Annotated in this window: 21 protein-coding genes, 1 tRNA gene, 1 pseudogene and 1 riboswitch; of the genes and pseudogenes, 8 read left to right on the forward strand and 15 right to left on the reverse strand. The window is 69.4% G+C overall.

Annotated elements, in window-relative coordinates; all coding sequences use genetic code 11:
* Positions 1-422 precede the first annotated feature (422 nt).
* Positions 423-495 (forward strand) — tRNA-Thr (locus ACLL9L_RS18900).
* Positions 496-970: 475 nt separating this feature from the next.
* Entirely contained in the window at positions 971-1,123 is a 153-nt protein-coding gene (locus ACLL9L_RS18905) for a hypothetical protein (protein ID WP_411286201.1), read from the forward strand.
* A gap of 1,148 nt (positions 1,124-2,271) precedes the next feature.
* Here the strand turns inward: ACLL9L_RS18905 and ACLL9L_RS18910 are convergent.
* The 12 genes and pseudogenes from ACLL9L_RS18910 to ACLL9L_RS18965 form a co-directional block, all read right to left on the reverse strand.
* A complete protein-coding gene (locus ACLL9L_RS18910; protein ID WP_411286202.1) occupies positions 2,272-2,799 on the reverse strand; it encodes an RES family NAD+ phosphorylase in 528 nt (175 codons plus the stop codon).
* 71 nt (positions 2,800-2,870) lie between these two features.
* Positions 2,871-3,410, reverse strand: coding sequence for a hypothetical protein (locus ACLL9L_RS18915; RefSeq protein WP_411286203.1), 540 nt, complete (start codon positions 3,408-3,410; stop codon positions 2,871-2,873).
* Between the two features lie 154 nt (positions 3,411-3,564).
* Positions 3,565-3,983, reverse strand: a pseudogene (locus ACLL9L_RS18920) (ISAzo13 family transposase); the annotation flags it as partial.
* Between the two features lie 415 nt (positions 3,984-4,398).
* Positions 4,399-4,746: a histone-like nucleoid-structuring protein Lsr2 gene (locus ACLL9L_RS18925; protein WP_411286204.1), complete on the reverse strand. Its 348-nt coding sequence runs from the start codon at positions 4,744-4,746 to the stop codon at positions 4,399-4,401.
* A 1,398-nt stretch (positions 4,747-6,144) separates the two neighbouring features.
* The gene (locus ACLL9L_RS18930) at positions 6,145-7,230 is read right to left on the reverse strand and encodes a radical SAM protein (protein ID WP_411286205.1); all 1,086 of its coding nucleotides are present in this window, start codon (positions 7,228-7,230) and stop codon (positions 6,145-6,147) included.
* Position 7,231: 1 nt separating this feature from the next.
* Positions 7,232-7,591 carry a DsrE family protein gene (locus tag ACLL9L_RS18935; protein WP_411286206.1) on the reverse strand — a complete coding sequence of 120 codons (360 nt, stop codon included), beginning with the start codon at positions 7,589-7,591 and terminating at the stop codon, positions 7,232-7,234.
* Between the two features lie 419 nt (positions 7,592-8,010).
* The gene (locus tag ACLL9L_RS18940) at positions 8,011-8,958 is read right to left on the reverse strand and encodes a hypothetical protein (protein ID WP_411286207.1); all 948 of its coding nucleotides are present in this window, start codon (positions 8,956-8,958) and stop codon (positions 8,011-8,013) included.
* Positions 8,959-9,057: 99 nt separating this feature from the next.
* Positions 9,058-9,564: a CDP-alcohol phosphatidyltransferase family protein gene (locus ACLL9L_RS18945; protein ID WP_411286288.1), complete on the reverse strand. Its 507-nt coding sequence runs from the start codon at positions 9,562-9,564 to the stop codon at positions 9,058-9,060.
* A gap of 172 nt (positions 9,565-9,736) precedes the next feature.
* Complete coding sequence (locus ACLL9L_RS18950) at positions 9,737-11,146, reverse strand: hypothetical protein (RefSeq protein ID WP_411286208.1); 1,410 nt, start codon at positions 11,144-11,146, stop codon at positions 9,737-9,739.
* Between the two features lie 265 nt (positions 11,147-11,411).
* Positions 11,412-11,798 carry a sigma factor gene (locus ACLL9L_RS18955; RefSeq protein ID WP_411286209.1) on the reverse strand — a complete coding sequence of 129 codons (387 nt, stop codon included), beginning with the start codon at positions 11,796-11,798 and terminating at the stop codon, positions 11,412-11,414.
* 702 nt (positions 11,799-12,500) lie between these two features.
* Positions 12,501-13,124 carry a phosphoribosyltransferase gene (locus tag ACLL9L_RS18960; RefSeq protein WP_411286210.1) on the reverse strand — a complete coding sequence of 208 codons (624 nt, stop codon included), beginning with the start codon at positions 13,122-13,124 and terminating at the stop codon, positions 12,501-12,503.
* A gap of 139 nt (positions 13,125-13,263) precedes the next feature.
* Positions 13,264-14,025, reverse strand: coding sequence for an SDR family NAD(P)-dependent oxidoreductase (locus tag ACLL9L_RS18965; protein WP_411286211.1), 762 nt, complete (start codon positions 14,023-14,025; stop codon positions 13,264-13,266).
* 182 nt (positions 14,026-14,207) lie between these two features.
* Here ACLL9L_RS18965 and ACLL9L_RS18970 point away from each other — a divergent pair, with 182 nt between their 5' ends.
* The 6 genes from ACLL9L_RS18970 to ACLL9L_RS18995 all read left to right on the forward strand — a co-directional run bounded on the left by ACLL9L_RS18970 (position 14,208) and on the right by ACLL9L_RS18995 (position 19,579).
* The gene (locus ACLL9L_RS18970; protein ID WP_411286212.1) at positions 14,208-15,014 is read left to right on the forward strand and encodes an SGNH/GDSL hydrolase family protein; all 807 of its coding nucleotides are present in this window, start codon (positions 14,208-14,210) and stop codon (positions 15,012-15,014) included.
* An 80-nt stretch (positions 15,015-15,094) separates the two neighbouring features.
* A riboswitch (TPP riboswitch) is annotated at positions 15,095-15,206 on the forward strand.
* A complete protein-coding gene (locus tag ACLL9L_RS18975; protein WP_411286213.1) occupies positions 15,197-16,597 on the forward strand; it encodes a purine-cytosine permease family protein in 1,401 nt (466 codons plus the stop codon). (Overlaps the previous riboswitch by 10 nt.)
* Positions 16,594-17,397 carry a hydroxyethylthiazole kinase gene (thiM, locus tag ACLL9L_RS18980; protein ID WP_411286214.1) on the forward strand — a complete coding sequence of 268 codons (804 nt, stop codon included), beginning with the start codon at positions 16,594-16,596 and terminating at the stop codon, positions 17,395-17,397. The genes ACLL9L_RS18975 and thiM overlap by 4 nt, the downstream gene beginning before the upstream one ends.
* On the forward strand, positions 17,397-18,122 hold the full coding sequence (gene thiE, locus ACLL9L_RS18985) for a thiamine phosphate synthase (protein ID WP_411286215.1): 726 nt from the start codon (positions 17,397-17,399) through the stop codon (positions 18,120-18,122). Before thiM ends, thiE begins: the two co-directional genes overlap by 1 nt.
* Positions 18,122-18,931, forward strand: coding sequence for a bifunctional hydroxymethylpyrimidine kinase/phosphomethylpyrimidine kinase (gene thiD / locus ACLL9L_RS18990; protein WP_411286216.1), 810 nt, complete (start codon positions 18,122-18,124; stop codon positions 18,929-18,931). Before thiE ends, thiD begins: the two co-directional genes overlap by 1 nt.
* Positions 18,932-19,579 carry a TenA family protein gene (locus tag ACLL9L_RS18995; protein ID WP_411286217.1) on the forward strand — a complete coding sequence of 216 codons (648 nt, stop codon included), beginning with the start codon at positions 18,932-18,934 and terminating at the stop codon, positions 19,577-19,579. It abuts the gene before it with no gap.
* 67 nt (positions 19,580-19,646) lie between these two features.
* Here the strand turns inward: ACLL9L_RS18995 and thiC are convergent, their stop codons facing one another.
* From thiC to ACLL9L_RS19010, 3 genes are all read right to left on the reverse strand, one after another.
* On the reverse strand, positions 19,647-21,377 hold the full coding sequence (gene thiC, locus ACLL9L_RS19000) for a phosphomethylpyrimidine synthase ThiC (protein WP_411286218.1): 1,731 nt from the start codon (positions 21,375-21,377) through the stop codon (positions 19,647-19,649).
* A gap of 141 nt (positions 21,378-21,518) precedes the next feature.
* Positions 21,519-22,175 carry a thiamine phosphate synthase gene (locus ACLL9L_RS19005; protein ID WP_411286219.1) on the reverse strand — a complete coding sequence of 219 codons (657 nt, stop codon included), beginning with the start codon at positions 22,173-22,175 and terminating at the stop codon, positions 21,519-21,521.
* Positions 22,172-22,966, reverse strand: coding sequence for a thiazole synthase (locus tag ACLL9L_RS19010; protein ID WP_411286220.1), 795 nt, complete (start codon positions 22,964-22,966; stop codon positions 22,172-22,174). Before ACLL9L_RS19010 ends, ACLL9L_RS19005 begins: the two co-directional genes overlap by 4 nt.
* Between the last annotated feature and the right edge of the window lies 1 nt (position 22,967).

A 22,967-nucleotide genomic window follows, 5' to 3' on the forward strand; every position in this document is an offset into this window, starting at 1 on the left:
CAAGTACGACATCAAGGGCGGCTGGGCGGCGCTGTTCGCAGCCAACAAGGGCTCCGTGAGCAACGCCAACCTGATCTTCGTCGGCCAGCAGCTCCAGCTGCCTGGCTGAGGATCGAAGCACGACTCCTCGAGTCGAGCGTGACGAACGGCCCCGTGGGAAGACCACGGGGCCGTTCGTGTCTCGTGTGGTCGGCGGCGCGGCATACCTCTGGCGCTCGGCCCGAAAGGCAGAGCTCTGGTATGCCGGGTGCCCATGTGCGTGCGGCCGCTTTCGTCCCGCGCGCTCTGCCTGTCTGGCGGGCCGGAGAGCGCCTGTCTCCGGGTCTGGTGGCCGCCGCGGGGTTTGCTGGGCGCGGGGTTTGGAGGCGACCCTCGTCTGACGGGTACGCTTTCGCCCGTCCTCGCCGCGGCTGCTGCGAGATGCCGGCGTGGCGCAATTGGCAGCGCACTTGTCTTGTAAACAAGGGGTTGCGGGTTCGAGTCCCGCCGCCGGCTCAATCTGCCTCTGACACTCGTTCAAGTCTCTGGCGTGCGCAAACGTCGGCGGAGGACGAACCAGATGCGGGTCAATCATGGCTCTCAACCTCCATCTCGACCGCCACATCAGTGGTCTGCGGTAGGGAGGCGGTAGGAACTGCTGGCCGCCCGCCACGGAGCGCGCCGGCGATCTGCTCCGCAGCGGTGCGTCCGACTTTGCGGTTGAGGTGGGTGTAGAGGTCGGCTGTGATGGCCAACTGCGAGCCCCAGGCGCTCGGAGACGACTTTGAGGTCGACTCCGGCCGCTACCAGATGGGGGACGTAGGCCCGGCGCAGACAGTGCAGCGTCAGCGCCGGGTGAAGCCGGGCCTGCTCACGCAGCCAGGAGGCGCTTGTCCAGGTGCTTTGACGAGACCCGGTTGACCCGTTCGCTGACCCACAGCGCGGGGTGGTCCCCGACGTCCATGATCGGGCGGGCGACTGGGCGAACTCGGTGAGCCGGCGTATCCACCGGATCGGTGAGGCGATCGTCGAGGCTCCGAGCAGGCGCGACTTCTGCTGGGTCGACCACCCCTTCAGCATCGCCTCGAACACCGCCGTCTCCGAGTCGAGATGCACGACTCCGTCGACAAAGGACGAGCGTTGAGCGACGCACTCGATGAGTACAAGGGAGGGTCTTGGCGTCAGCGGTCGTGAACACGGGTCATGGTCATCTTCCACGACATCTTGGGTAACGGCGTGTTGACCAGCTCCGAGCCGTTTCGACCATCCTCGTTAAGCCCTCGCCGGGGGGCTTGCGTCAAGGCCGCCGATGGGGTCAGGCTGCAACACCAACTCCCCCTGCCGACCGGGTCTCTGGATCGGGCAGGCTCACTCAACGGAATGCGAAGCACCCGAACACATGGTCATGATGCTGCGGCCGGCCGAGGCGGCCGAGCCCGACGAGCAGCAGGCCGCAGCGGAATGGCCAACAGCATTCACGTCGCGCCGGGCGTCATCGTCGAGGTCGTGCGCAGCCGAGGCGACGTGGAGGTTGCCACGGCTGTGCAGCTCCTGACGTAGCGCCGCGCCTGGAGGAGCCCGCCGCCAGGCGCTGGCGAGCGGCGCCCACGGACGACCCCGCTCGCTACCGCCCGACGAGGTGGAAGGCGTCCAGGCGTGGAGCGAGCTCCTTGGGCAGGTTGCGACCTCGTTTCCTCATCGCCACCGGACGACGACCTGGATCGTGAGCGACGGCGACCAGGTCTTCATCCGGTCCATGAACGCACCGCCGCGTGGTTCCGTGGCGGTATCGCCACCCGGCACCGGACAGGTCATCGCCGCCGGCACGGCGTCGACCACCTCGGCGCCATCGGTGCAGACGCAACCCTGGGGTGCGTCGGAACGGACACTCCGTGACCCAGGCTCTGCGCTCGGCCCCAGCCGGAGGATGGTCGGCTGGGTCGGCGTCCCCCACGTCACCGAGCTGACCCAGGAGCACATGTTTTGGATGAATGTCGGGCTTCGCGGCGGCCCCGCCCCGGTCCGCGCCTACCTGCCCGACATGCTCGGGCGCGTCTGGGACGGGCGCATCAACCGGCAAGGTCTTCGACCTCACCCTTCCCCTCGAACACGTCGCCGACGCGTATGCCGCCAAGGACGAACGCCGCGCCACCAAGGTCCTGCTGCGTCCTGGACCGCACCGATTCCTCCTCGCAGGGATAAGTCGGCGCCTCGCACCCACCGAATCCGAACCCACCCCTATGCCGTGAAGAGCGCACGTTGTCCCCCGGTCGGTGATCCCTGGCGGTCGTACTACTGCAGCGGGGCTTTGGGCAGGACAAGCAGGCCGAACTCACGCTCGGCCTGGGCGATGAGGTCCTCCGGGATCGGGCTCGGCTTGTCGGCGCTGAGCGCCGGCGCTGCCGAGGAGAACAGCGCCAGCGAGATCAGACGGAAGCCCGGGTCGTGGCGGGCGAAGTAGCGGATGCCGTCGAAGAAGTTCTCGACCAACTCGGCCGCGAGCCGCCCTGAGTCGTCGTAGTCCGGTCCCACCGACACCTCGGGGATCGCCCCGAGTTCACCGAGCAGCTTGCGGTCGGTCAGGTCCGCGATGAGCAGCGGCCGGGAGATCACCACCTCGGTCAGTGCCCTCTCGGCGATCATGGTCTCCGAGATCGGGTTGGTCCGGCCGAACACCTCCACGTAGGCGGTCAGGCGGTCGATCCCGAGGTAGCAGGTGCCGAACCCGCTTCCTGATCCCAGCGGCGGGTCGAACCGGCCGGAGATGCTGCGCGAGAAGTACACGGCGCCGTTGTCGGCACGATGGATTCGGTACAGCACCCGGCCAACCTCGGCGTTGTGCCTCGGGATGCGCCGGGCGATCTCGGCCAGTCGGTCTGGATCGAGCCTTCTCACTGAGCGAGTCGGGATGCGGTGACCCGCGCGCTAAAGATCAGTAGCTCAGCCTTATCGCCGCCGCCCTTGCCGAGGTGCTCGACCGGCGTCAGGTCATGCAGCTCGGGCTGCAGCGTCTGCGCCCAGGAGGCCACGGCGTACGGGTCCAGCGAGCCCATCTCCTCGACCCACGCCGTGAAGGCGGCGGCAACGCTGCGGCGGACGCGGAGCGGCTCGGCGCTGAGGTCGAACTGCCATCTCGGGTAGAAGGTCGTGCCCTTGCCGGGGAGTCCCAGCAGCGTGCCGCTGGCCACCCGCTTGGCCAGGGCCTGTCGGGTGATCCCCAGCATCTGTACCAGTTGGGCGGTGTCGAATCGCTCCCCCGCCACGTCGGCCCAGATCTTGGGCGCGAGCGCGGCGCCGACGACCCGGCCGCCGAGCTGCTCGGCCTGGCTGGGCCAGAGCGAGTCGAGGAGGTGGCTGGGAAGCGCGTCGAGACGTTCGCGGAACCCCCGCGCGAGGGCCTCGCGCATGTCGTCAGCATGGGTAGCGGTCATACCACCAGTGTGCGTCAACCTGTCAATCTCGTCAACTTGTCAACCACCCCGAGAATCGAGCGGCAACTGGAGAGCAACCAGCTGATGCTTCGGACCTGTCGCGGCGCTTCGAGCAGTGTGAGCTTAGAGCTCGCAAATCAACAACACGCGTAGTTCAGGGTTGAAGTGCTGGTCTCACCGCGTAGTTCCACTCGCCGTGGAAGTCGTACCTGGTGAGGTATTAGGTTTCCAGGTCTCGCATTTCTCGGTCGGTGATCTTGATGCCCTTGGGTAGAGGCTTTCGTCGAGTTCGGCGCGGACGGTCAGTCCGGTGCGGGTGGTTGTGCCCGCGATCAGGTTGACGATGACTTCGTGGCTGGTCAGCGGCTGTCCACGCCAGTTCGTCGAGATCTGGCTGAACAGCCGGTGTTCGATCTCGTTCCACTTGGAGGTGCCCGGCGGGAAGTGGGCGACGGCTATCGCCAGCCCGCTTTGGGTTGCCAGTTCGGCCAGTTCACGCTTCCACAGTCGCAGCCGGTATCCGTTGGAGCCTCCGCCGTCGGCGGTGATCAGCAGCCGCTCGGCTTTGGGGTAGGCCGCGGCGCGTCCTAAGGAGACAAGCAGCGCCCCATTGCCGTGAGGCCCGGTTGCGGAAGCCGGCGGCGGTCACCCCACGGGTGCAGTCGCTGCATCGGATTTTCGCTGTCACGGAGTCGCTCCCGTGGTGGTGGATCGCGTCCGATGTCGAGGACTTCACGGTCTCGTTGAAGTGCGGGCCGCGGCTGCTCGCGCCGTCGACGGTCCACCTGACGTTGCGGATGTCCTGCGACTACCTGACCGACGTCCGATATGACTGGGTCGGTGAATGCTCGACCCGGTTCGGCCGAGTGCCGTCGCAGGTGTCACGAGCGGGACCACGGATGGTGGTGCCTTGCGGGACGTGACCTTGTCGAAGGTCGCATACGGTTCGGGCTGCGTCGCAACGAGACCGGCATACCGGACGCCGCGTTCAGCCTTTGTGAGCCTTTGCGTAGGCGGCCTTGATCGCGGCGGGTAGGGTTCCGCGGTCGCTGACGGAGTGTCCGTTGGCGACCGCCCAGGCTCGCACTTCACGTGAGTCGGCAGTGGACTTCGGGCGCCCACGGCCCGACCCGCTCGGCGAGGAGACCGGGGATGTCTTCGGGCGGCGACGTCGTGAGGGCTTGGCTGTCCCAGGGCCGGCTGACTGATCCTGGGCCGCCGCCATGGTCGTGGTCTCGTCGGTGTCGGCGACTTGTGCGAGGTCGACGTTGTAGAGGGCGCCGATCACCCGGATCGCGTCGGCCAGCGGCTCGGTGGAGTCAATGGTGACCTTCAAGGGTTTCTCGCTTCTCGCAGTGTTCGGGCCCGACGGAGGAACCGCAAGGTGATGTCCGGAAGGAAACGGTATCGCGTTGCGCGATGGCAATGAACCATTCCGATCCTGCTTCTGTTCTTCCGGGTTTGGCGAGTGGATCGGTCCTCGCCTTCACGGGACGGAGGGCCGGTGACTGATCGGGTGGCGAGCACGCTGTGTGCTGGCTGGTGTCGCGTCGTCCAATACGTCTGCAACGCAACGCGTTTCAGGAGCCTGCTGACGCCCGCAGGCACGCCCTCATCCGGCATCTCCGGACGTACTCAGGTGTAGTTTTAGGGGCTCCTGTGGAGTTGGCCAGAAGCCTCAATACCGAAAGGATGAGGGGCACCCTCGACGTGCCGCCGGCCAAGGGCCCAGGAGTCACGTCCGACTGTGTCCTTTCGAGGTTCTCAGGCTGGGTGGGTGACGTACGCGGTTCGGATGAGACGGAGTCGGGGGAGGGAGATGGCATTTTCGCTGCTGCGCGGGCGAGGAATTGAGCTGGCGGTCTCCAGGCGGTGCTGGCGAACGCACGGGACGGCCAGGGCGCCGTGGTGTGAGCGTTACGGCCGATATGGATGTGAGCGTGGGCTTGGGCGAGCCGACGTCGACGACGTTGCCCTCCCGATGTCACCCTGTTGGCCACTTGCTTCGACGGCTCGACGTCGTCGGTGGTGAACCGCAGAGATCTGAGCAGTCCGCGAACCCTCGGTGCCGATCGCTACTGGCTGTTGCTTGAGCTCGAGGAACTGCCCGCACGCCGCACGGGTTAAGCCGGTGCTCATCTGTCTGGATGACAGGCATTGGGCGGATGCTGGTACGACGGAGGCATTGCGGTCTCTGCCGATGCGGTTGGCCGGCGCCCCCATCGTGTGGCTCATCGCCTACCGGGCTGGACAGTCGTCCTCCCGCTTCATGCGTGCTGTCCAATAGCGCGAGGAGGCGAAGGAGAAGCGCTTGGTCCTCCGCCGACTGGGCGTTGGTGCGACGGAGCTGTTGATGGGTGATCTGTTGGAGGCTCGAGCCGACGAGGGTTTGCTGCGCATCGTCAACAGTGCGCACGGCATCCCCTTCTTCCTGATCGAGCTGCTCAGGGGGCTGACCGATGAGGGTCTCGTGCGCATGCGGGGGAAGGCGCGTCCGTGGCGGAGAACCGCCTGCCCTCGCGGGGACGCGCCAGTATGCGAGCGGCTGGAGAAACTCAGCACGGACACCAGACAGGCCGCGATCGCCGCCTCAGTACTCGGCCGGAGGTTCCGGCTCGACGACCTGGCCGCCATGCTCGCCACCACGCCCGCTGCACTTCCCGGGCGGCTGGAGGCCTGTGCCCAGCGGAAACGTTCGGTGGGCCCGGGCAACGGCAAGGCCGGTCCGTCGACGTCAGGTGCAGCGGAAGACGTGTCTACCTTCGGTCTGGGAGGCGGACTGCACGTTCAAGATGTCGCGCATGACCGCGAAAATCTCGGCAAGTGGGAGAGGGTTCTGCGAGACGCGCAGGCTGTTGGAGGTGACGGCGACCGGGTGCCACCAGGCACCGTCGACGGAGAGGGTGGGCTCGGGTTCGATGGTGTCAAGGCTGATATGCGTGCCGGCCGCAGCGAAGCCCTCGTGCGCGACGGGCCGCACCAGTCGGTCCTCGACAGGGATGCCGACCTGATCGAGTCTGGTGTGCAGGGCGGGAGCTGAGGCGAGGTCTTCCTCGTGGAGGGTTGCCGCGACCTTGACGCGGAAGCCCAGTGAGCGGGCCTGCTCGATCCCGTCAATGGCCCTGGCGTGCGAGCCGGCCCCGCGTTGGGCGTCGTGCAGGCCAGGGCTGGCCGAGTCGAGGCTCACTTGGAGCACGACCCGGGCGGTGTCCATCGATTCCAGCATCTCCCGCCGGCGACCGCGACCGAAGACCATGGCGTTGGTCAGCACGGTGACCGGAACCCGGGCGGCGGCGTGAGCGACGATCTGGTCCAGTTCGGGGTGCAGGAAGGGTTCCCCGCCGGTCACGAGGAGCTCCTTCCCGCCAAGGGAGGCGAACTCCTCCACCGCGGCGGCGGCGAGGACGGGGGGCATGCTGCGCGGGTCGGCCTTGGGTGAGGATTGTGCGCAGCAGTAGGCGCAGGCCAGGTTGCAGTGGAAGTTGGAGTAGAGCCATAGTCGGGTGCCCAACTCGGCCGGGGTCCCCGTGCTCAGGACGTCGGCGAGCCGGTCCCGGCCGGCTGCCGCGCCCGGGCCGCCGCGACGCACCAGCAGCTGCCACGGTCCGTCTCCTTGGACAGCCACCAGCTCATGACCTGCCAGCCGGGCCCAGACCGGCAGGTCGGCCAGGACCGACTTCTCTCGGGTCCGCAGCAGCAGTACCTGTCCGGCCTCGATGCGGTGCATCGCGCCGGTCAGGCTCAGCAACAGCCCGCTGCCGCAGTCCTGGTCGCCGCCGTCGAGCTCGGCGCTCGGGGTGGGCAGCGTCGGCGTACCCACGTCAGAAGGAGAGGGAGGCTGCGCCGTCAACAAGCAGGCCGACAAGGGTGGCGCCCCCGACGATCGTGGCGCCCTCGATGAGGTGCTCCTCGGTGATGCCGCGCTTCTTGGCGCAGGGGCTGCACACCAGGAACGTGCCTCCCGCGGCCACGAAGGAGGCGACCAGCTCACCCAAGGGGGCAAACCCCTCCTCGTGGAGAGTCTCCGCGACGCCGTCCTTGGCGATCAGTGTGCCCTCCGAGGAAAGGAACACGGTGGTCCGCTGCGCCGAGGCCACGGAGGCGCCGGCGACGACCATCGCGACGCTGGCTCGGTCGACGTCGTCGGAGGAGTGGGTCAAGGAGATGACTAGTCCGTTCATGGGGCGTCCTTCCACAGGAGGTTGTCAGTGCTGGTCAGTGCTGGTCGTGCTGGTCAGGCGGGGAGTCTCGTAGGGCCGAGTGCGGCTGGTGGGTGTCGGCGGCGTCGCCGCAGCGGGCCAGGTGCCACGGACGTCCGGGCTGGGTCTGGCCGGCGGTGTCCGTGAGTCGAATGTCGAAGTGGGAGCGTCCGTCCGGCCCCCGACCAGCGCCCTCATACGAGTGACCAGTCAGATGACACCAGACCGGGATGTCCAACGGGGCTGCCGGGTCGGTCGCGATCAGACGGATCACGGTGCCCGGCGGGCGTCGCCTGATCGCATGGACGAGCTTCAGGAGCAGCTCGCCGCACCCGAGGCTCCCACCGTCCAGAAGGTGGGGCTGCGCGTTGACGCGCTCGTCAACGCCCACAGGCCGCGGGTCAGTCACGAACCGATGCCCCGGTGCGCGGTGCCGTCGCGGCGGGAACTGCACCACCCGCACGCGTGGCGTCCGAGCGCATGGCCTGTCCAAGGACGCCGGCCACGAGCACCAAGGCCAGCAAAAGGCCGGTGCTGCTCCCATTGGCCCCGAGGGGGACGGATCCGAAGCCCCAGCGGGCCACGACCGATAGCGCAGCGAGTCCGGCGACGACGGCTGCCCCGAGTGCCAGCCCAGGGCGTCGGCGGGCGCCCGCCGCGACCAGAGCCGCGCCGAGGGCGAGCATCAGCAGGGCGCCGAAGAGATTGAACTGCCCGAAGGACAATTCCAAGACGGAGATGCCCGGGGTGGTGCCGGCGCTGGCGAACGGGTCATTGAAGGAGCCGGCAGCGGACCAGAGCCCCACCGCGGCTGCCACTGCGCCCCAGCCGAGCAGCTGCCGGGACGCGCGAGCCGGACGCTCCCCGGGCTGGGACAGCAGCGCCGAGTCGACCCCCGGAACCGTCCGCGGTGAGGCGACCAGGACGGCCGCGTGGGCGGCGACCATGAGCACGTAGCTCCACGGCCACTCTCCCGGCGCAGCGAGCACGGACAGGCCAATCGCGAGGGACTGAACCATCCCCACAAGTGCTGCTACACGGGTCAGCGTCCCGGTCAGCAGCAGGCCCGCGAGCAGCGTCTCGACCGCCAACGTGGCCCATCCGAACACCATGAAGTTCGGCAGGACGAGGTGCTCGATGACCCAGCTGTATGGAGGCAGCACCGGATGCGAGACGGCGTCGGTGACGTAGAGGTACAACCCTCCTGCGGTGCCCTGGCCAAAATTAGGGGGGATCTTCCAACCCAGATTCGACAGCCACAGCAGGCCCAGGGTGATCCGAACGGCGGCCATCACCATCGACCCACCCCTCGGGTGGTCGGCGACCAGCCAGGTTCTCAGCGACGTCATGGCCACACGCTGCCCCCGTGCGCACTCGCGTGTCAACCAGTTCACGACACCGTCACCAGGCCGTAAGGCAGACGCCAGTGACCGCGCCACCGCACGCGGTCAAGGAGCCGCGCCGGAAAGGGGGACATCGGTCTCCCCACGGCTGGGAACAGGGGTCTGCCGCGCTGTCGGGGGGCGCAGCACCCGGACACCGTGGGCGACCCGCTGCACAGCGGTGATCGCGACCGCGGCGGTGAGCACCCAGGCGATCGTCGCGGCGTTCGCAGGGAAGAGGCAGAACAGGACGTAGACGATGACGGTCTCGGTCCCATGCGCCAGCCCGCCGACGAACCGGAGCGATCGTTCATCGCGATCGCCGGTGCCGCGACTCTCCAACAGCGCGGACAGCGCAAGAAATGCCGTACCGGAGATGTAGGACGCCGAAAGCAGAGCCACACACGCCAGTCGCGCGTCCGGGACGGCGACCGCGACCGCGACGACGAATCCGGAGTAGATGCTGAAGTCGGCGACGATGTCGAGGAATCCGCCCAGCTCGGTAGCGGCCCGCCGCCGCGTGACGGGTCCGTCAAGGCCGTCCAGCAGCCTGTTGACCAGCCAAAGGAGCAGGGCCGAGGAGCCAGTTCAGGGAGGCGACCGCGACGCAGGCGGCGGCGCCCGCAAGCCAGCCGGCACCCGTCTAGGCCAGCGGTGGAGCGACGGCATCGGCGATCCGTCTCGCGAGCCGTCCAAGGTGGGCGCGAGGACGCGACGTGCGCAGGGGTCAAGCATCCGGTCCGGCTCACATCGATGGTCCGGTGACGACCCGCGCGAGCGGGGTCAGCGGGAGCAGGCGCCGTAGGGCGACGTTCTCGAGCGGGTCCAGGACGGCGTGCTGAACGCAGGCCGGGACGAGTTCACCGGTCTCTGGGTGGGCCATGGCGTAGGAACAGGCCCGCAGCCGATCCTGGGTCTCGGCGATCCGAGGGTCGGTGCTGTGCGCACCCCGTTGCATCGCCGCCCATGCGGGCGCCACGTCGGCGGCGTCCATGAAGGAGTGCATCACAAAAGTTACCGGCCGGATCCGCCTGGTCAGCAGGGGCCGCAGCCCGATGGAGCGGACCCTCCGCGCCACCCAACCGGCGAAGTGACCGACGACAGACGGGTGTCGCGCCACGACCCGGGCCAACTTCGCGGCCAGCACGGGCAGGCGTGTCCCGGAGAAGTCGACGCCCCCGAGATGGTGGAAGAAGGCGTCGCGGACCGCCAGGTCAGCGGGGCTCTCGTCGTCGAGTATCGGGTGGTAGTCCTCGCCGACGTAGAACCCATAGGTGGTCCTGTTGCACCGTTCGTCGCCGACCTGCAGTGCACGGAACGGGAGCCGGGTGCCGGCTCCCCGTTCGATCTCGGCCCACACCTGATCGCTGGTGGTGTCACGGTATCCCTCGTGCCAGCGGCGGTCGTCACCGACAAAGGCGGCCGGTTGGAAGGAGAACAGCCCGAAGCCGTACCCGTGACAGTCGGTGATCACCTGGGCGATCTGGTCGAGGTTGGTTGGGGTGACCGTCATGTTGTGTGCAAGAAAGGACCGGACTCCGTGCTCGCGTCGCAGGCGGGCGAACATGTCGGTGAACTGTCTGCGATGCGGATTGAGAGACAACTCATCAGCCGGGCGAGGTATCCCCCGGCGGCCGAACATCAGCATGTCGAAGTGCCCGGCGAACGAGAGCCGGTCCAGCCTCGGTCGCCCGGAGGCGTCGACGGCCAGCGCCTCCAGGTAGGGGTAGTCGAAGTCGCCGTGCGTCATGCTCATCGGCTTGCGGCCGTGCTCGCGCATGATTCGCAGCGTCGCGGCGTGGTCATCGGGTGGCAGCAGGCTCACCTCGCCGCCGATCAGCTGGGCGTGGGCTGCCGGCCCCCGCCGGCGGCGCAGCAGCGCCATCTGCGCAGTGACCTCGGCCTGGGTGTGGCTGCCATTGACCGCGACCCGGTTGGCGTCGCGTGAGTGGTAGCACGGCATACATGCCAGGTTGCAGCGCGGGAACACCCCATGGGTGCCCTCGCAACCGACCGCGTGCTGGCCCAGCGCCTGTGCCGGGGTGCGAACCGGCATCGGCAGCTCGGCCCAGCGCCGTTGCAGCGCGACCCGGGCCTGCGGGTGGACGGGCCGGGTCTCGAGCTCCAGCCCGCGGAGCCACCGCACCAGCTTCACGCGGCACCGGCCTGGTACGTCGCCAACCAGAGTTTCTCGCCCACGATGATGTGCGCCATCGCTATCGCCGCGCTCATGCATGCCCCGTCCCTCGTCCGCGCTGCCGACGCGCACGCATCGGCAGCCCCGCCGGGTCAACCCTGGCGGACAAACGTCAATCCTTCCCCAGAATCCTTCCCCAGGCTCGAGGCGTCTGCCTGTCCGGGCTCGAGCCGGCATCCCGCCAGATAGCCGAGACTCGCCGCGACGAAGGGGTTCAGGCAGGTCACCGCCACGCGCACCCAGGTCGCTCAGGACGGTCTCCCCTGCTGAGGGTCGCGCCCTGGTTCGCGACGGACAGCACGGTCCCGACGGTGACAGCGACCCGACTCGCTTCCCGCACGGTTGCGCCACGAGCGAACCGGCCCCAGGCCTGCCGGCTGCCACGAACGGCGTCCCAGTCTCCGACGGTGACCGGCCGCTGACGGCGGATCATGTTCAGGTGCGTGTGGCGCACGATGGTCAACGGCCACGCCCGAGGATGGCGTCCGTCGAAGCGGGCCACCGATCGGTGGGCCCGGATCAGGCTCTCCTGCGTCACGTCCTCCGCATCGGGCGTGTTGCCGGTGAGAGACTGCGTCACCCGCAGCATCACCTCGATCTCAGGCTGCACGTAACGACGGAACGCGTTCGCCTGTGCGTCGACATCATGCGAATAACCAGCCACAGTGACGGAACCCTCCGAGGCACTCACGGTGTTCCCCGTCCGACCGACCGGTCCTTCGAGCAGTCACGAGCGCGCAGGACGGGGTGCTGGCCCCGGGGGTAACACCACACAGTGCGCAGGTTCGGCCCCTGAACGGGAACGCGGCGGCCCGCTCACCATTTGCTCTGTCATCGGGGCACGAGATCTCGGCAGCCGACGTCGCCCTGACGGCCCGCCACGGGGATGCCGAGAGCGTCAAGCTGCTCACCCGATCGGCGCAGCTCGTGGGGAGACGCTTGCCCGTCAGGGTCAACGTCGTCGACCCGTCCCAAGGTGGTGCTGGGCGGGGGGTGGCGCAGGCCGGAGACCTCCATCGGCCGTTCGCCAGGCCGTCCTGGCGAGGTCGCTGCCTCTTGCGACCCGATCGTTGCCAGTCGTCACGTCATCGCTGCGGTCCACGGCCGGGCTGATGGGCGCGCGTTCATGGTGACCGATGCGCTGTTCTCAGGGGAGATCCTCGGCGAGTGGCTCAGCTGCGGAAGCCCGCCGACACCCGAAAGCCCACGTGAAGGACGTTTCCGGACCCACCTGGGGTCGCCTGCGGCTACGTGGTGGTCTCGCAGCCGAGTTGGGCGGCGCCGTACCGACCGGGATCTCGACGTGGACATCTCAGTCGGGGCCGTCGCTGAGCGCCCGGTCGCGACGCATGCGCCGCGCGGCCGCGTCGAGCAGCACGATCACCTCTTCGTCGCTCGTCGGCGAGAAGTCGCGATAGTGGTTGCCGACCGCCTGGAAATGCCGTGGCGCCAAGACACAGACCACCTCGTCGGCGCCCACCAGGTCGTGGACGGCTTCGGCCGGGGCCACCGGCACCCCCAGGACCACATGGGCCGCGCCGAGGAGACGGGCCACCTCACACGCCACCCGTGCAGTTGACCCCGTCGCAATGCCGTCGTCAACGATGACCGCGATGCGATCGTTCAGGTCGATGCGCCCACGGCCCCTCCGCAGACGTGCGACGCGCGCCTCCAGCATGGAGCGCTCACGTCTCTCGATCGTGCGCAGCTCATCCTCGGCGACCTGGGCGTGCGCCAGCACCCCGGCGTCGAGCACCCGGACGCCCCCCTCGCCGATGGCCCCCATGGCCAGTTCGGGCTGTGACGGGACCCCCAGCTTGCGCACCACGATGACATCCAGCGGCGCGTCGAGCGCCTCCGCCACTTCGAACGCCACGGGCACCCCGCCTCGTGGCAGGCCCAGGACCACGACATCCTGGCCACGCAGGTGCTCCATCCGCACTGCCAGGCGACGGCCGGCCTCAACCCGGTCAGCAAATACTGCCATCCGCGGCTACCTCCGTCCCGGTATCTGAGGCGCTCGACGCCTGGTCGCGGTCCGAGAGCCCATGGCGCCATGCTCAGCCAGGGCTTGTCTATCGAGCGAGGTAGCCGCCGTCAATGGGGTAGAAGGTCCCCGTGGCGAACGACGCAGCGTCGCTGGCCAGCCACGCCACGAGCTCCGCCACCTCGTGGGGCTCACCGAGGCGCTGGAGTGCGTGCTGGGTGGCGAGGAATGCCAGCGCCGCCTCGTCGAGGTTCTTCGCCAGCAGGGGGGTCCGGATGAAGCCGGGGCCGACGGCGTTGATCCGGATCCCGTCGACAGCGTGCTCCCACGCGGCCGCCTGGGTCAGGCCCACGACACCGTGCTTGGCTGCGGTGTAGGCGCTCGCCGAGGCAAACCCGACGTCACCCAGGACCGAGGCCATGTTGACGATGGAGCCGCCACGGCCGCTCTGCCGCATCGCGCGGATCGCCGCCCGCTGTGTGTAGAAGACTCCGTCCAGGTTGATGCCGATGACGCGGTGCCAGTCATCGTCCGAATAGTCCCCGCTGGACGCGGCCGCCCCGCCGATCCCCGCATTGGCCACCGTGATGTCCACATGACCCAGGGTGTCGACCACGTCCTGCATCGCGCTGTCCACCGCGGCGGAGTCACTCACGTCGACGACCGCGCTGTGCAGCCGGTAGTCATAGTCCTCGAGCTCCTTGAGCACGAGGTCGAGGGCGCCCTGATCGAGGTCCCAGATCGAGATGTCCGCGCCGGAGCGCGCCAAGGTGTGGGCGCACGCACGCCCGATGCCGGAGGCGCCTCCCGTGATGACGGCGACCTTGCCGCCCAGACCGTAGATGTTCATGAGTCCTGTCCTCCTCCATCGTCTGCCGCCCGCGCTGCGGCCTGATCCATGGTCATCCGAGACGACCAGTACCAGTAGGGCCGAAGGGCCCGGCTACATTGACGAGGACAGGTCCGCGAGACACCCACCCCCGCCTGGGCGGGGGTGGGACCGGATGATCCCGACAACCCGGGCGAGCGAGGATGCCGAACACCTTCAGGCAGCGTCAACCCCGGTTGGGTCACGTGTGGGTCCGTGGGTGGCGGTCGGTGGTGGTGCTGCTGGTGGTCGTCGCGCTCGCCCTGTCCGCCGTCGTCGCCTTTCGGGTGCGGCTGGCTCCCACCGTCAAGGTGGTTGCCTTCGGAGACTCCGTCCCATCGGGACGCGCGTGCGGATGCCGAGGCTTTGTGGAGACCTTCGCCGCGATGCGGGCCACGCAGGTCGGAGGCGATGCCGCCACGGTGAACCTCGCCGTCGACGGGGACACCAGCGCAGAGCTCCTGTCGCAGGTCCAGGGACCGGCTGCGCGTGAGGCGGTCGAAGGTGCCGACACCGTGGTGCTGATGATCGGCGCGAATGACGTCCTCGACCCCTTCGCCCGTGACCTCGCAGCGCAGTGCTCCGAAAGAGACTGCTACACGAGCGCTGAGCAGAGCGTGACGGTGAACGTGACCGCCACGATCCGGTGGATCCGTGCGATCCACCGAAGCTGGGTCGCCGTCCTCGTGGTCGGGTACTGGAACATCGCGCAGGACGGCAGCATCGGACGCGCCGCTTACGGCGTGGAGGGAATGGCGAAGGCCGACCGGGCCACGACGGCCGCCAACAGTGCGCTGCTCGCGGCCGCGACCGCGGCAGGCGCCCTGTATGTCCCTACCTTCGCCGCATTCCGTGGCGCGGGTGGCGACCAGGACGCCACCGCGTTGCTGGCCGACGACGGGGATCACCCCAACGCCGCCGGGCACGCACGCATCGCTGAGGCACTCTTCATCGCGGCAACGGCCGGCTGACGGCGGGTGAGGCTCGAGGCCCGATGCCGCCCGAGACGGGGGCGCTGCCGCCGACCCATCGTCGCGTTGTTGTACGCTTCCCCTCGCACCACGGGAGCTCGGACTGACCGGGCTGAGAGGGCGACTAAACGGGTCGCCGACCGAATGAACCTGACCGGGTAATGCCGGCGTAGGGAGTGATCATGGTTGTTGGGCCTCGTCTCATGAAGCGGTCCTCCGCGACCGCGGAGGCGCCGTACACGCTGGGGGAGTCACCTCCACGGGTGCTCGGGTTGCTCGATCAGCTGGGCCTGTGGGGAAATCTGGGAGTCAGTCTGCTCGGCTTCACCGGCGCGATTTTTGTGCTGGTCCCCATAGCGGATCCGGGCATGTCGCTCGGTGCGGCGCTGACCGCGCTGGCCCTCGGGACGGTGCTCGGCGCCCTGGGGGTGGGCGCCGCGTCCGTGCCCGGCGCGCGGACGGGAGCACCGTCAATGGTCCTGCTGCGTGGGCTGTTCGGCACCAGGCCCTCCTACTTTCCGACGATCCTTAACATCGTGCAGCTGGTGGGGTGGACGACGTTCGAGCTGGTCACGATCAGCACCGCGCTGCATCAGCTCGCGCCGACGCTTCCCCGCTGGGTGTACGCGCTGGCGGCGGGCGTCCTCACGACGCTGTTGGCGCTTCGCCCGCTGGGTTGGATCAGGGTGCTGCGCAAGTACGTGACGGTCGCCGTCCTGCTCGCCCTGGTCTACCTGGGCGTTCAGCTGCTGGGCCATCCCCTCCCGGCCCTGGGCGAGGGGAGCTGGGACGGCTTCTGGGTGGCCGTCGACACGGTCATCGGCGTCGCCGTCTCCTGGGTGCCGCTGGCCTCGGACTACTCCCGCCACGCGCGCACGACGCGCTCGGCCTTTCTGGGCTCGTTCGTCGGCTACGGAGTGACGCAGATCGCCTGCTACACGATCGGGCTGCTCGCTCTCGTCACGGTCGCCGGTCGCGACCCGGACAAGATCTTCGGCTCGTTCATCGCCATCCCCTTGGGAGCGTTGGTGTTCGGTGTGCTGACGATCCGCGAGCTCGACCAGTCGTTCGCCGACACCTACTCCACCGCGGTCTCGGTCCAGAATCTCCGGCCGCGCTGGGACCGGCGCGCGCTCGCCGTCGCTGTCGGCCTGCTGGCAACGCTCGGCGCGCTCGCGTTCGACATCGGCGACTACGAGAACTTCCTCCTCCTGATCGGCTCGCTGTTCGTCCCACTGCTGGGCGTCCTCGTGGTCGACTACTTCGTGGTATGCCGCGGCCGCTGGGACCTCAGCGAGCAGGCCCGCGCGCGGTGGTCCAATCTGCTGGCCTGGGCGTTGGGCTTCGTCGCCTACCAGCTGGTCAACCCGGGGTCGGTCTCGTGGTGGACTGCCCTGTGGGCGCCAGTCAACCAGGCAATCGGTTTCACTCCGCCGTCGTGGCTGGGCGCGTCACCCTTCTCCTTCATCGTGGCCGCTGTCGCCGCCGGGGTGCTCAGTCTCCTCACCAGGCGCAACGGTCAGCGCGCTGCCGGGGCCGGCCCGCAGACGTCGCTGCCGGAGCGAAGGGACGTCACTCCATGACTGCCACGATGGCTCCGTCCGTGATCGGCGACGCACTCGAGACGCTGCGCTCACAACCGCCCCTGGTGCAGTGCCTGACGAACATCGTTGTCGCCCAGTGGACAGCGAACGTGCTCCTGGCTGCGGGCGCGGCACCGGCCATGGTCGACAACCCCCACGAGGCAGGCGACTTCGCGCGAGTCGCGGGTGGGGTGCTGATCAATCTCGGCACCCCCTACGACGACACCGCGTCGGCGATGCGGGGTGCCGTCGCCGCCGCCAGCGACGCCGGGACGCCGTGGGTGCTCGACCCTGTCGCCGCAGGCGCCCTGGCGTGGCGCACCGAGCTGGCGCACGAGCTGCTCGGGCTCGGCCGTCCGGCGATCATCCGCGGCAACGCCTCCGAGGTGCTGGCGCTGGCCGGCGGCGCGGGTGGCAAGGGGGTCGACGCGATCGACTCCCCGGAGGCCGCGTCCGAGGTGGCGCGGAGCCTGGCCCGTGAGCGTGGCACCGTCGTCGCCGTCAGCGGTCCCATCGACCACATCACCGACGGGGACCGACTGGTGCGCGTCGGCAACGGCCACCCATGGCTGACCCGGGTGACCGGGGTGGGGTGTGCGCTGGGAGCGTTGATGGCCGGGTTCGCCGCCAGCGTCGAGGACCCCCTGGCAGCAGCAGTAGCAGGCACAGCCATGTTGACGGTCGCCGCAGACATCGCCGCCGCCGGCACTCGGGGGCCCGGGAGCTTCGCGGTGGCGTTGCTGGATGAGCTGTCGCTGTTGACCCCCACGACGCTTGCCGACCGGGTCACCCTCAGCTGATGTCCACCTCGAACCACAGGTGCGATGGGGCCGTCCGGCCTCCCCTGGACCTCTCGCTCTACCTGGTCACCGACACCGCGATGTGCGACCGCGCCGGTGTCCCGGCCACGGTTGCCGCCGCGGTGGCCGCAGGTGTCACCCTCGTCCAGCTGCGCGACCCCGCCGCCTCGGACGGCGAGTTCGTCGCCCTCGGCCGGGCCGTCGGCGCGGCACTGGCGGGCACGGGGGTCCCGCTGATCGTCAACGACAGGGTGCACCTGGTCGCGGCCATCGGAGCGCAGGGGGCCCATGTCGGCCAGCAGGACCTCGACGTCGGGCAGGCGCGAGCCCGACTGGGCGGCTCGGCATACCTTGGCCTGTCGGCACACGACATCGAGCAGGTGACGCGGGCGATCTCTCGCGGCATCGAGACCCTCGACTACCTCGGCGTCGGGCCGGTCTGGGCGACCACGAGCAAGTCCGACGCGGCGGCGCCACGGGGAGTGGAGCACCTGAGGGCGATGACCACGTCCAGCCCTTGGCCATGTGTCGCGATCGGTGGGATCACCCCCGCCAGGGTCGCCGCCCTGCGGTCGAGCGGAGTGGCTGGTGTCGCCGTCATCAGCGCGATCTGCGGACAGCCGGACGTCGCCGCAGCGACCCGTGCCCTGCGCGCGGCGTGGGACGACGCACCGCACTTCGGCGTGGGCGACGGATCCCCGCTCCCACGGGAGGAGAGCCGCTGATGAGTCGACCACCGGTGGCCCTGAGCATCGCGGGCAGCGACCCGTCCGGCGGCGCCGGCATCCAGGCAGACCTGAAGACCTTCAGCGCGCTGGGCGCGTTCGGCACCACCGTGATCACCGCGCTGACCGCACAGAACACCCAAGGTGTGACGGGGATCCACGTGGTACCAACACCGTTCGTCGTCCAACAGCTCGAGACGCTGATCAGCGATGTCCGCGTCGATGCCGTGAAGATCGGCATGCTCGCGACCGCGGAGCTGGCCGAGGCCGTCGGCACGTTCCTGCACGCGCACCCCCAGCGGATCGTGGTGCTCGACCCGGTCATGGTCGCCACCAGCGGTGACCGGCTCCTTGAGGACGACGCCGTCCGGGCCATCCGGGCGCTGCTGCCCCTGAGCTCCGTGGTCACCCCCAACCTTGCCGAGGCAGGCATCCTCCTCGGCAGGGCACCCGCAAAGAGCATCTCCGAGATGCGATCACAGGCCGCAGCGCTGCTTCTCGCGGGCGCTGCCCGGGTCCTGCTCAAGGGGGGCCACCTGCAGGACGGCGACGAGGCCGTCGATGTCTTCGCCGACGGCGACGCGGTGGTGGAACTCCGGGCGTCACGGGTGCGCACCGTCAACACCCACGGGACCGGCTGCACGCTCTCCTCGGCCCTGGCGGCGCTGCGCCCCCAACGGGATTCATGGGTCGAGACGGCCATCGAGGCGAAGGCGTGGCTGACCGGCGCACTCGCTGCAGCCGATGTCCTCCAGGTCGGTCACGGACACGGCCCCGTCCACCACTTCCACCAGATCTGGAGCACGTGAATGACCTTCTGCGACGACGCCTGGGTCGCGACAGCCCCCATCCGTCAAGCCATCGACAGGCTGCCTTTCCTGACCGGCCTCAGGGACGGCACGCTGCCGGGCTCGTCTTTCGGCTACTACATGGCCCAGGACGCCCACTACCTCGTGGAGTTCGGTCGAGTCCTCGCCCTGGCCGCCGGACAGGCCAGCGACCCCAATGAGCTCCTCTTCTGGGTGAAGAGCGCCCACTCGGCGATCCTCGTCGAACGAGCGCTCCACGCCAGCCACGTCGCTGACTTCGACGCCACCACCATGTCCCCGACCTGCACGGCATACACCTCCTTCCTGCTGTCCCTCACCACCGCCGGGTGCTACCCCGCACTTGCCGCGGGAGTCCTGCCCTGTTTCTGGATCTACGAAGACGTCGGCCGCCGCCTCAAGGATCAGGTCACCGACCTCGCGGCCCACCCGTACGGCGACTGGATCGGCACCTACGGTGACCCCGACTTCGCCGCGGCCACCAACGACGCGAAGGCGATCGTCGACCGACTCGCCGCAGAATCCGGCCCGGCCACGACCGAGCGGATGCACCGGGCCTTCACCAGCGCCGCCCGCTACGAATGGATGTTCTGGGACGCGGCCTGGCACCAGGAGCCCTGGCCAGCCTGAGCCGACGCGCTCGTGGCCCGTCGACTGCACTCGGCCAGGGCTTAGCGGGAACTCGGCCAGTGCGCGGCTAGTGCTGGACGTACACCGAGGCACCGAGCTCGACGAACTCTCGTGACGTGCTCTCCATGCCCTTGGCGATGGCGCTGCTGTCTGAGAGGGCCTGCTCGGCCGCATGCCGGCGCACGTCCTGGGTGATCCGCATCGAGCAGAACTTCGGTCCGCACATCGAGCAGAAGTGGGCGGTCTTGGCGGGCTCGGCGGGCAGGGTCTCGTCGTGGAAGGCCCGCGCCGTGTCCGGGTCCAGAGAGAGGTTGAACTGGTCCTCCCAGCGGAACTCGAAGCGGGCCCTGGAGAGGGCGTCGTCCCAGTCGCGGGCCCCGGGGTGCCCCTTGGCGAGGTCGGCGGAGTGAGCGGCCAGCTTGTAGGTGATGACGCCGGTCTTGACGTCGTCGCGGTTGGGGAGGCCGAGGTGCTCCTTGGGGGTGACGTAGCAGAGCATCGCCGTTCCGTGCCAGGCGATGTGGGCCGCACCGATGGCGGAGGTGATGTGGTCGTAGCCGGGCGCGATGTCGGTGGCGAGCGGTCCGAGGGTGTAGAAGGGCGCGCCGTCGCACCACTCCTGCTGGAGGTCGACGTTCTCCTTGACGAGGTTCAGCGGCACGTGACCCGGGCCCTCGACCATCACCTGGACGTCGAACGCCCAGGCCCGCTTGGTCAGCTCCGCCAGGGTCCGCAGCTCCGACAGCTGGGCCTGGTCGTTGGCGTCTGCCGTGCATCCGGGGCGGAGGCCGTCGCCGAGACTGAAGGCGACGTCGTACTGGGCGAAGATCTCGCAGAGCTCGTCGAAGTGCGTGTAGAGGAAGTTCTCCTGGTGGTGGGCGAGGCACCACCCCGCCATGATTGCGCCGCCGCGGCTGACAATGCCGGTGATGCGCGCCGCCGTCATCGGCACGTAGCGCAGGAGGACGCCGGCGTGGATGGTCATGTAGTCCACGCCCTGCTCGCACTGCTCGACGACGGTGTCCCGGAAGATCTCCCAGGTCAGCTCGTGCGCCTCCCCGTCGACCTTCTCCAGCGCCTGGTAGATCGGGACAGACCCGATGGGCACCGGTGAGTTGCGCACGATCCACTCGCGGGTGGTGTGGATGTCGTCGCCGGTCGAGAGATCCATCACCGTGTCAGCCCCCCAACGGGTCGCCCAGGTGAGCTTGTCGACCTCGTCGGCGATGGAGCTGGTCACGGCCGAGTTGCCGATGTTGGCGTTCACCTTGACGAGGAATGCGCGGCCGATGACCATCGGCTCGGTCTCGGGGTGGTTGACGTTGGCCGGGATGATCGCCCGGCCCGCGGCGACCTCGGTGCGCACCAGCTCGACGTCGCAGTTCTCGCGCACGGCGACGAATTCCATCTCGGGCGTGATCAGCCCCTGACGGGCGTAGTGCATCTGCGTGACCCGGCGACCGGCGGTGGCGCGCAACGGCTGTCGGCGCGCTCCGCGCCACTCCTGCGACGCCTCGCCGCGACGCACCGCCGAGCGTCCGTCGTCGGCGAGATCGCGCTCGCGGCCGTCGTACTCCTCGACGTCGGCGCGCTCCGCGACCCATACCGCGCGCAGCGGCAGCAGGCCCTCCTCGGGGACACTCCCGGGGCCTGAGGTGTCGTAGATCCGGTGCGGTGGGTTGGCCTCGGGGCCGGCCGGGCCGGGGGAGTCGGCGAGGCGGACCTCGGTGAAGGGGACCCTCACGTCGGGGCGAGTGCCCGGGGCATGGACCTTCGTGCGGGAGCTGGGCTGGGTCATGGTTCTCTCCTGTGGTGGACTGCATTGGGGGGATGGATGGGCCAGGTATGCCGTGCAGCCCGGTGGTGGCATGCCCGGCCGCCGTCGTGAGGGAAGGTCAGGGCGACCGGGGGAGTGGTCCCGTGCGCGTTCCCGGGCTGACTAGGGGGTCGACTGCAGGGCCGACTGCAGGGCCGACACGACCTCTGCCGGCCGTTCGGCGCGCATGACGGCTCCCATCACCGCGACGCCGTAGGCCCCTGCCGCGAGGAACGACCCACAGGTGCGCTGGTCGACGCCACCCAGGGCGAACGTGTGCGGCAGGGGCCCGCTGAACTCCCGGGCGGCGCCCGCGAGCAGGGTCTGCAGCCCGTCGGCACCGAGCGCTGGGCCGTATCCCGGTTTGGACGGCGAGGGGGCGACGGGGGAGACGGTGACGTAGTCCAGTCCGTCCGCCGCCGCCCGGACGACCTCGTCGAGGCTGTGTGCCGACCTCCCGAGCAGGTCCGGCCGCACTGCGGGAAGCCGGCTTGCCGCCCGCAGGTGCAGGCCGCCGGAGGGCGTGCCGGCCGCGCTCCGGGGATCGGGGTCGGCCACGATGCAGACGCCTCCGACGACGTCCATGAGTCGGTCGCACGCGTCGGCGAGCACGGCCCGCTGGGCGCTCGGCAGGTCACGCTCGCGCACCACCACGGCACGGGCTCCGGCCTCGACGGCCGCCCGGATCGTGCCCAGCAGCGTCCCTCCTGCCGGCACGGACCGGCGGTCCGTCAGGACCAGCAACCGCGGCAGGACCGGCGTGGGTCGTGCGCCGGTCACGTGTCGACCAACCCGGTGGTCGGCGACGAGGCGTTCGCCAGGGGGCGCCGGGGGATGCGGCCGGCCAGACGGGCGAGACGGCCGGCCTGCACGGCATACCGCATGGCCTCGGCCATGGCTGCCGGCCGTTCGGCACGGGTGACCGCGCTGGCGACGAGGACGGCGTCGCAGCCGAGCTCCATCGCCAGGGTGGCGTCCGACGCCGTCCCGATGCCGGCGTCGAGGACGACCGGCACGCTGACGGCGTCCCGGAGGAGCTCGATGTTGTGGGGGTTGTGGATCCCGAGGCCGCTGCCGATGGGGGACCCGAGCGGCATGACTGCGGCGCATCCCAGGTCGGCGAGGCGGCGAGCGAGCACAGGGTCGTCGGTGGTGTAGGGCAGCACGGTGAAGCCGTCGGCGACGAGCTGCTCCGCCGCGTCGAGCAGCTCGACCGCGTCAGGCAGCAGGGTTCGGTCGTCGGCGATCACCTCCAGCTTGACCCAGGACGTCTGCAGGGCCTCACGCCCCAGCCGGGCGGTGAGGACCGCCTCCCGTGCGGTGTAGCAGCCGGCGGTGTTGGGCAGCAGTCGGACCCCGCAGGAGTGCAGGACGTCGAGCAGCCCTCCGACTCCGGAGGCCGGGACGCGGCGGATGGCGACCGTCACGAGGGCGGCGCCGGAGGCGCGGACGGCGGACTCGAGCGACGAGAGGCTGCTCGCGCCGCCGGTGCCGAGCAGCAGGCGTGAGCTGACCACCTCGCCGGCCACGACGAGCTGGTCGGCGTCGCCGCTGGCGTTCGTCGGGTCCATC

Source organism: Lapillicoccus sp., from assembly GCF_046595215.1.
Classification (GTDB): Bacteria; Actinomycetota; Actinomycetes; order Actinomycetales; family Dermatophilaceae; genus Lapillicoccus.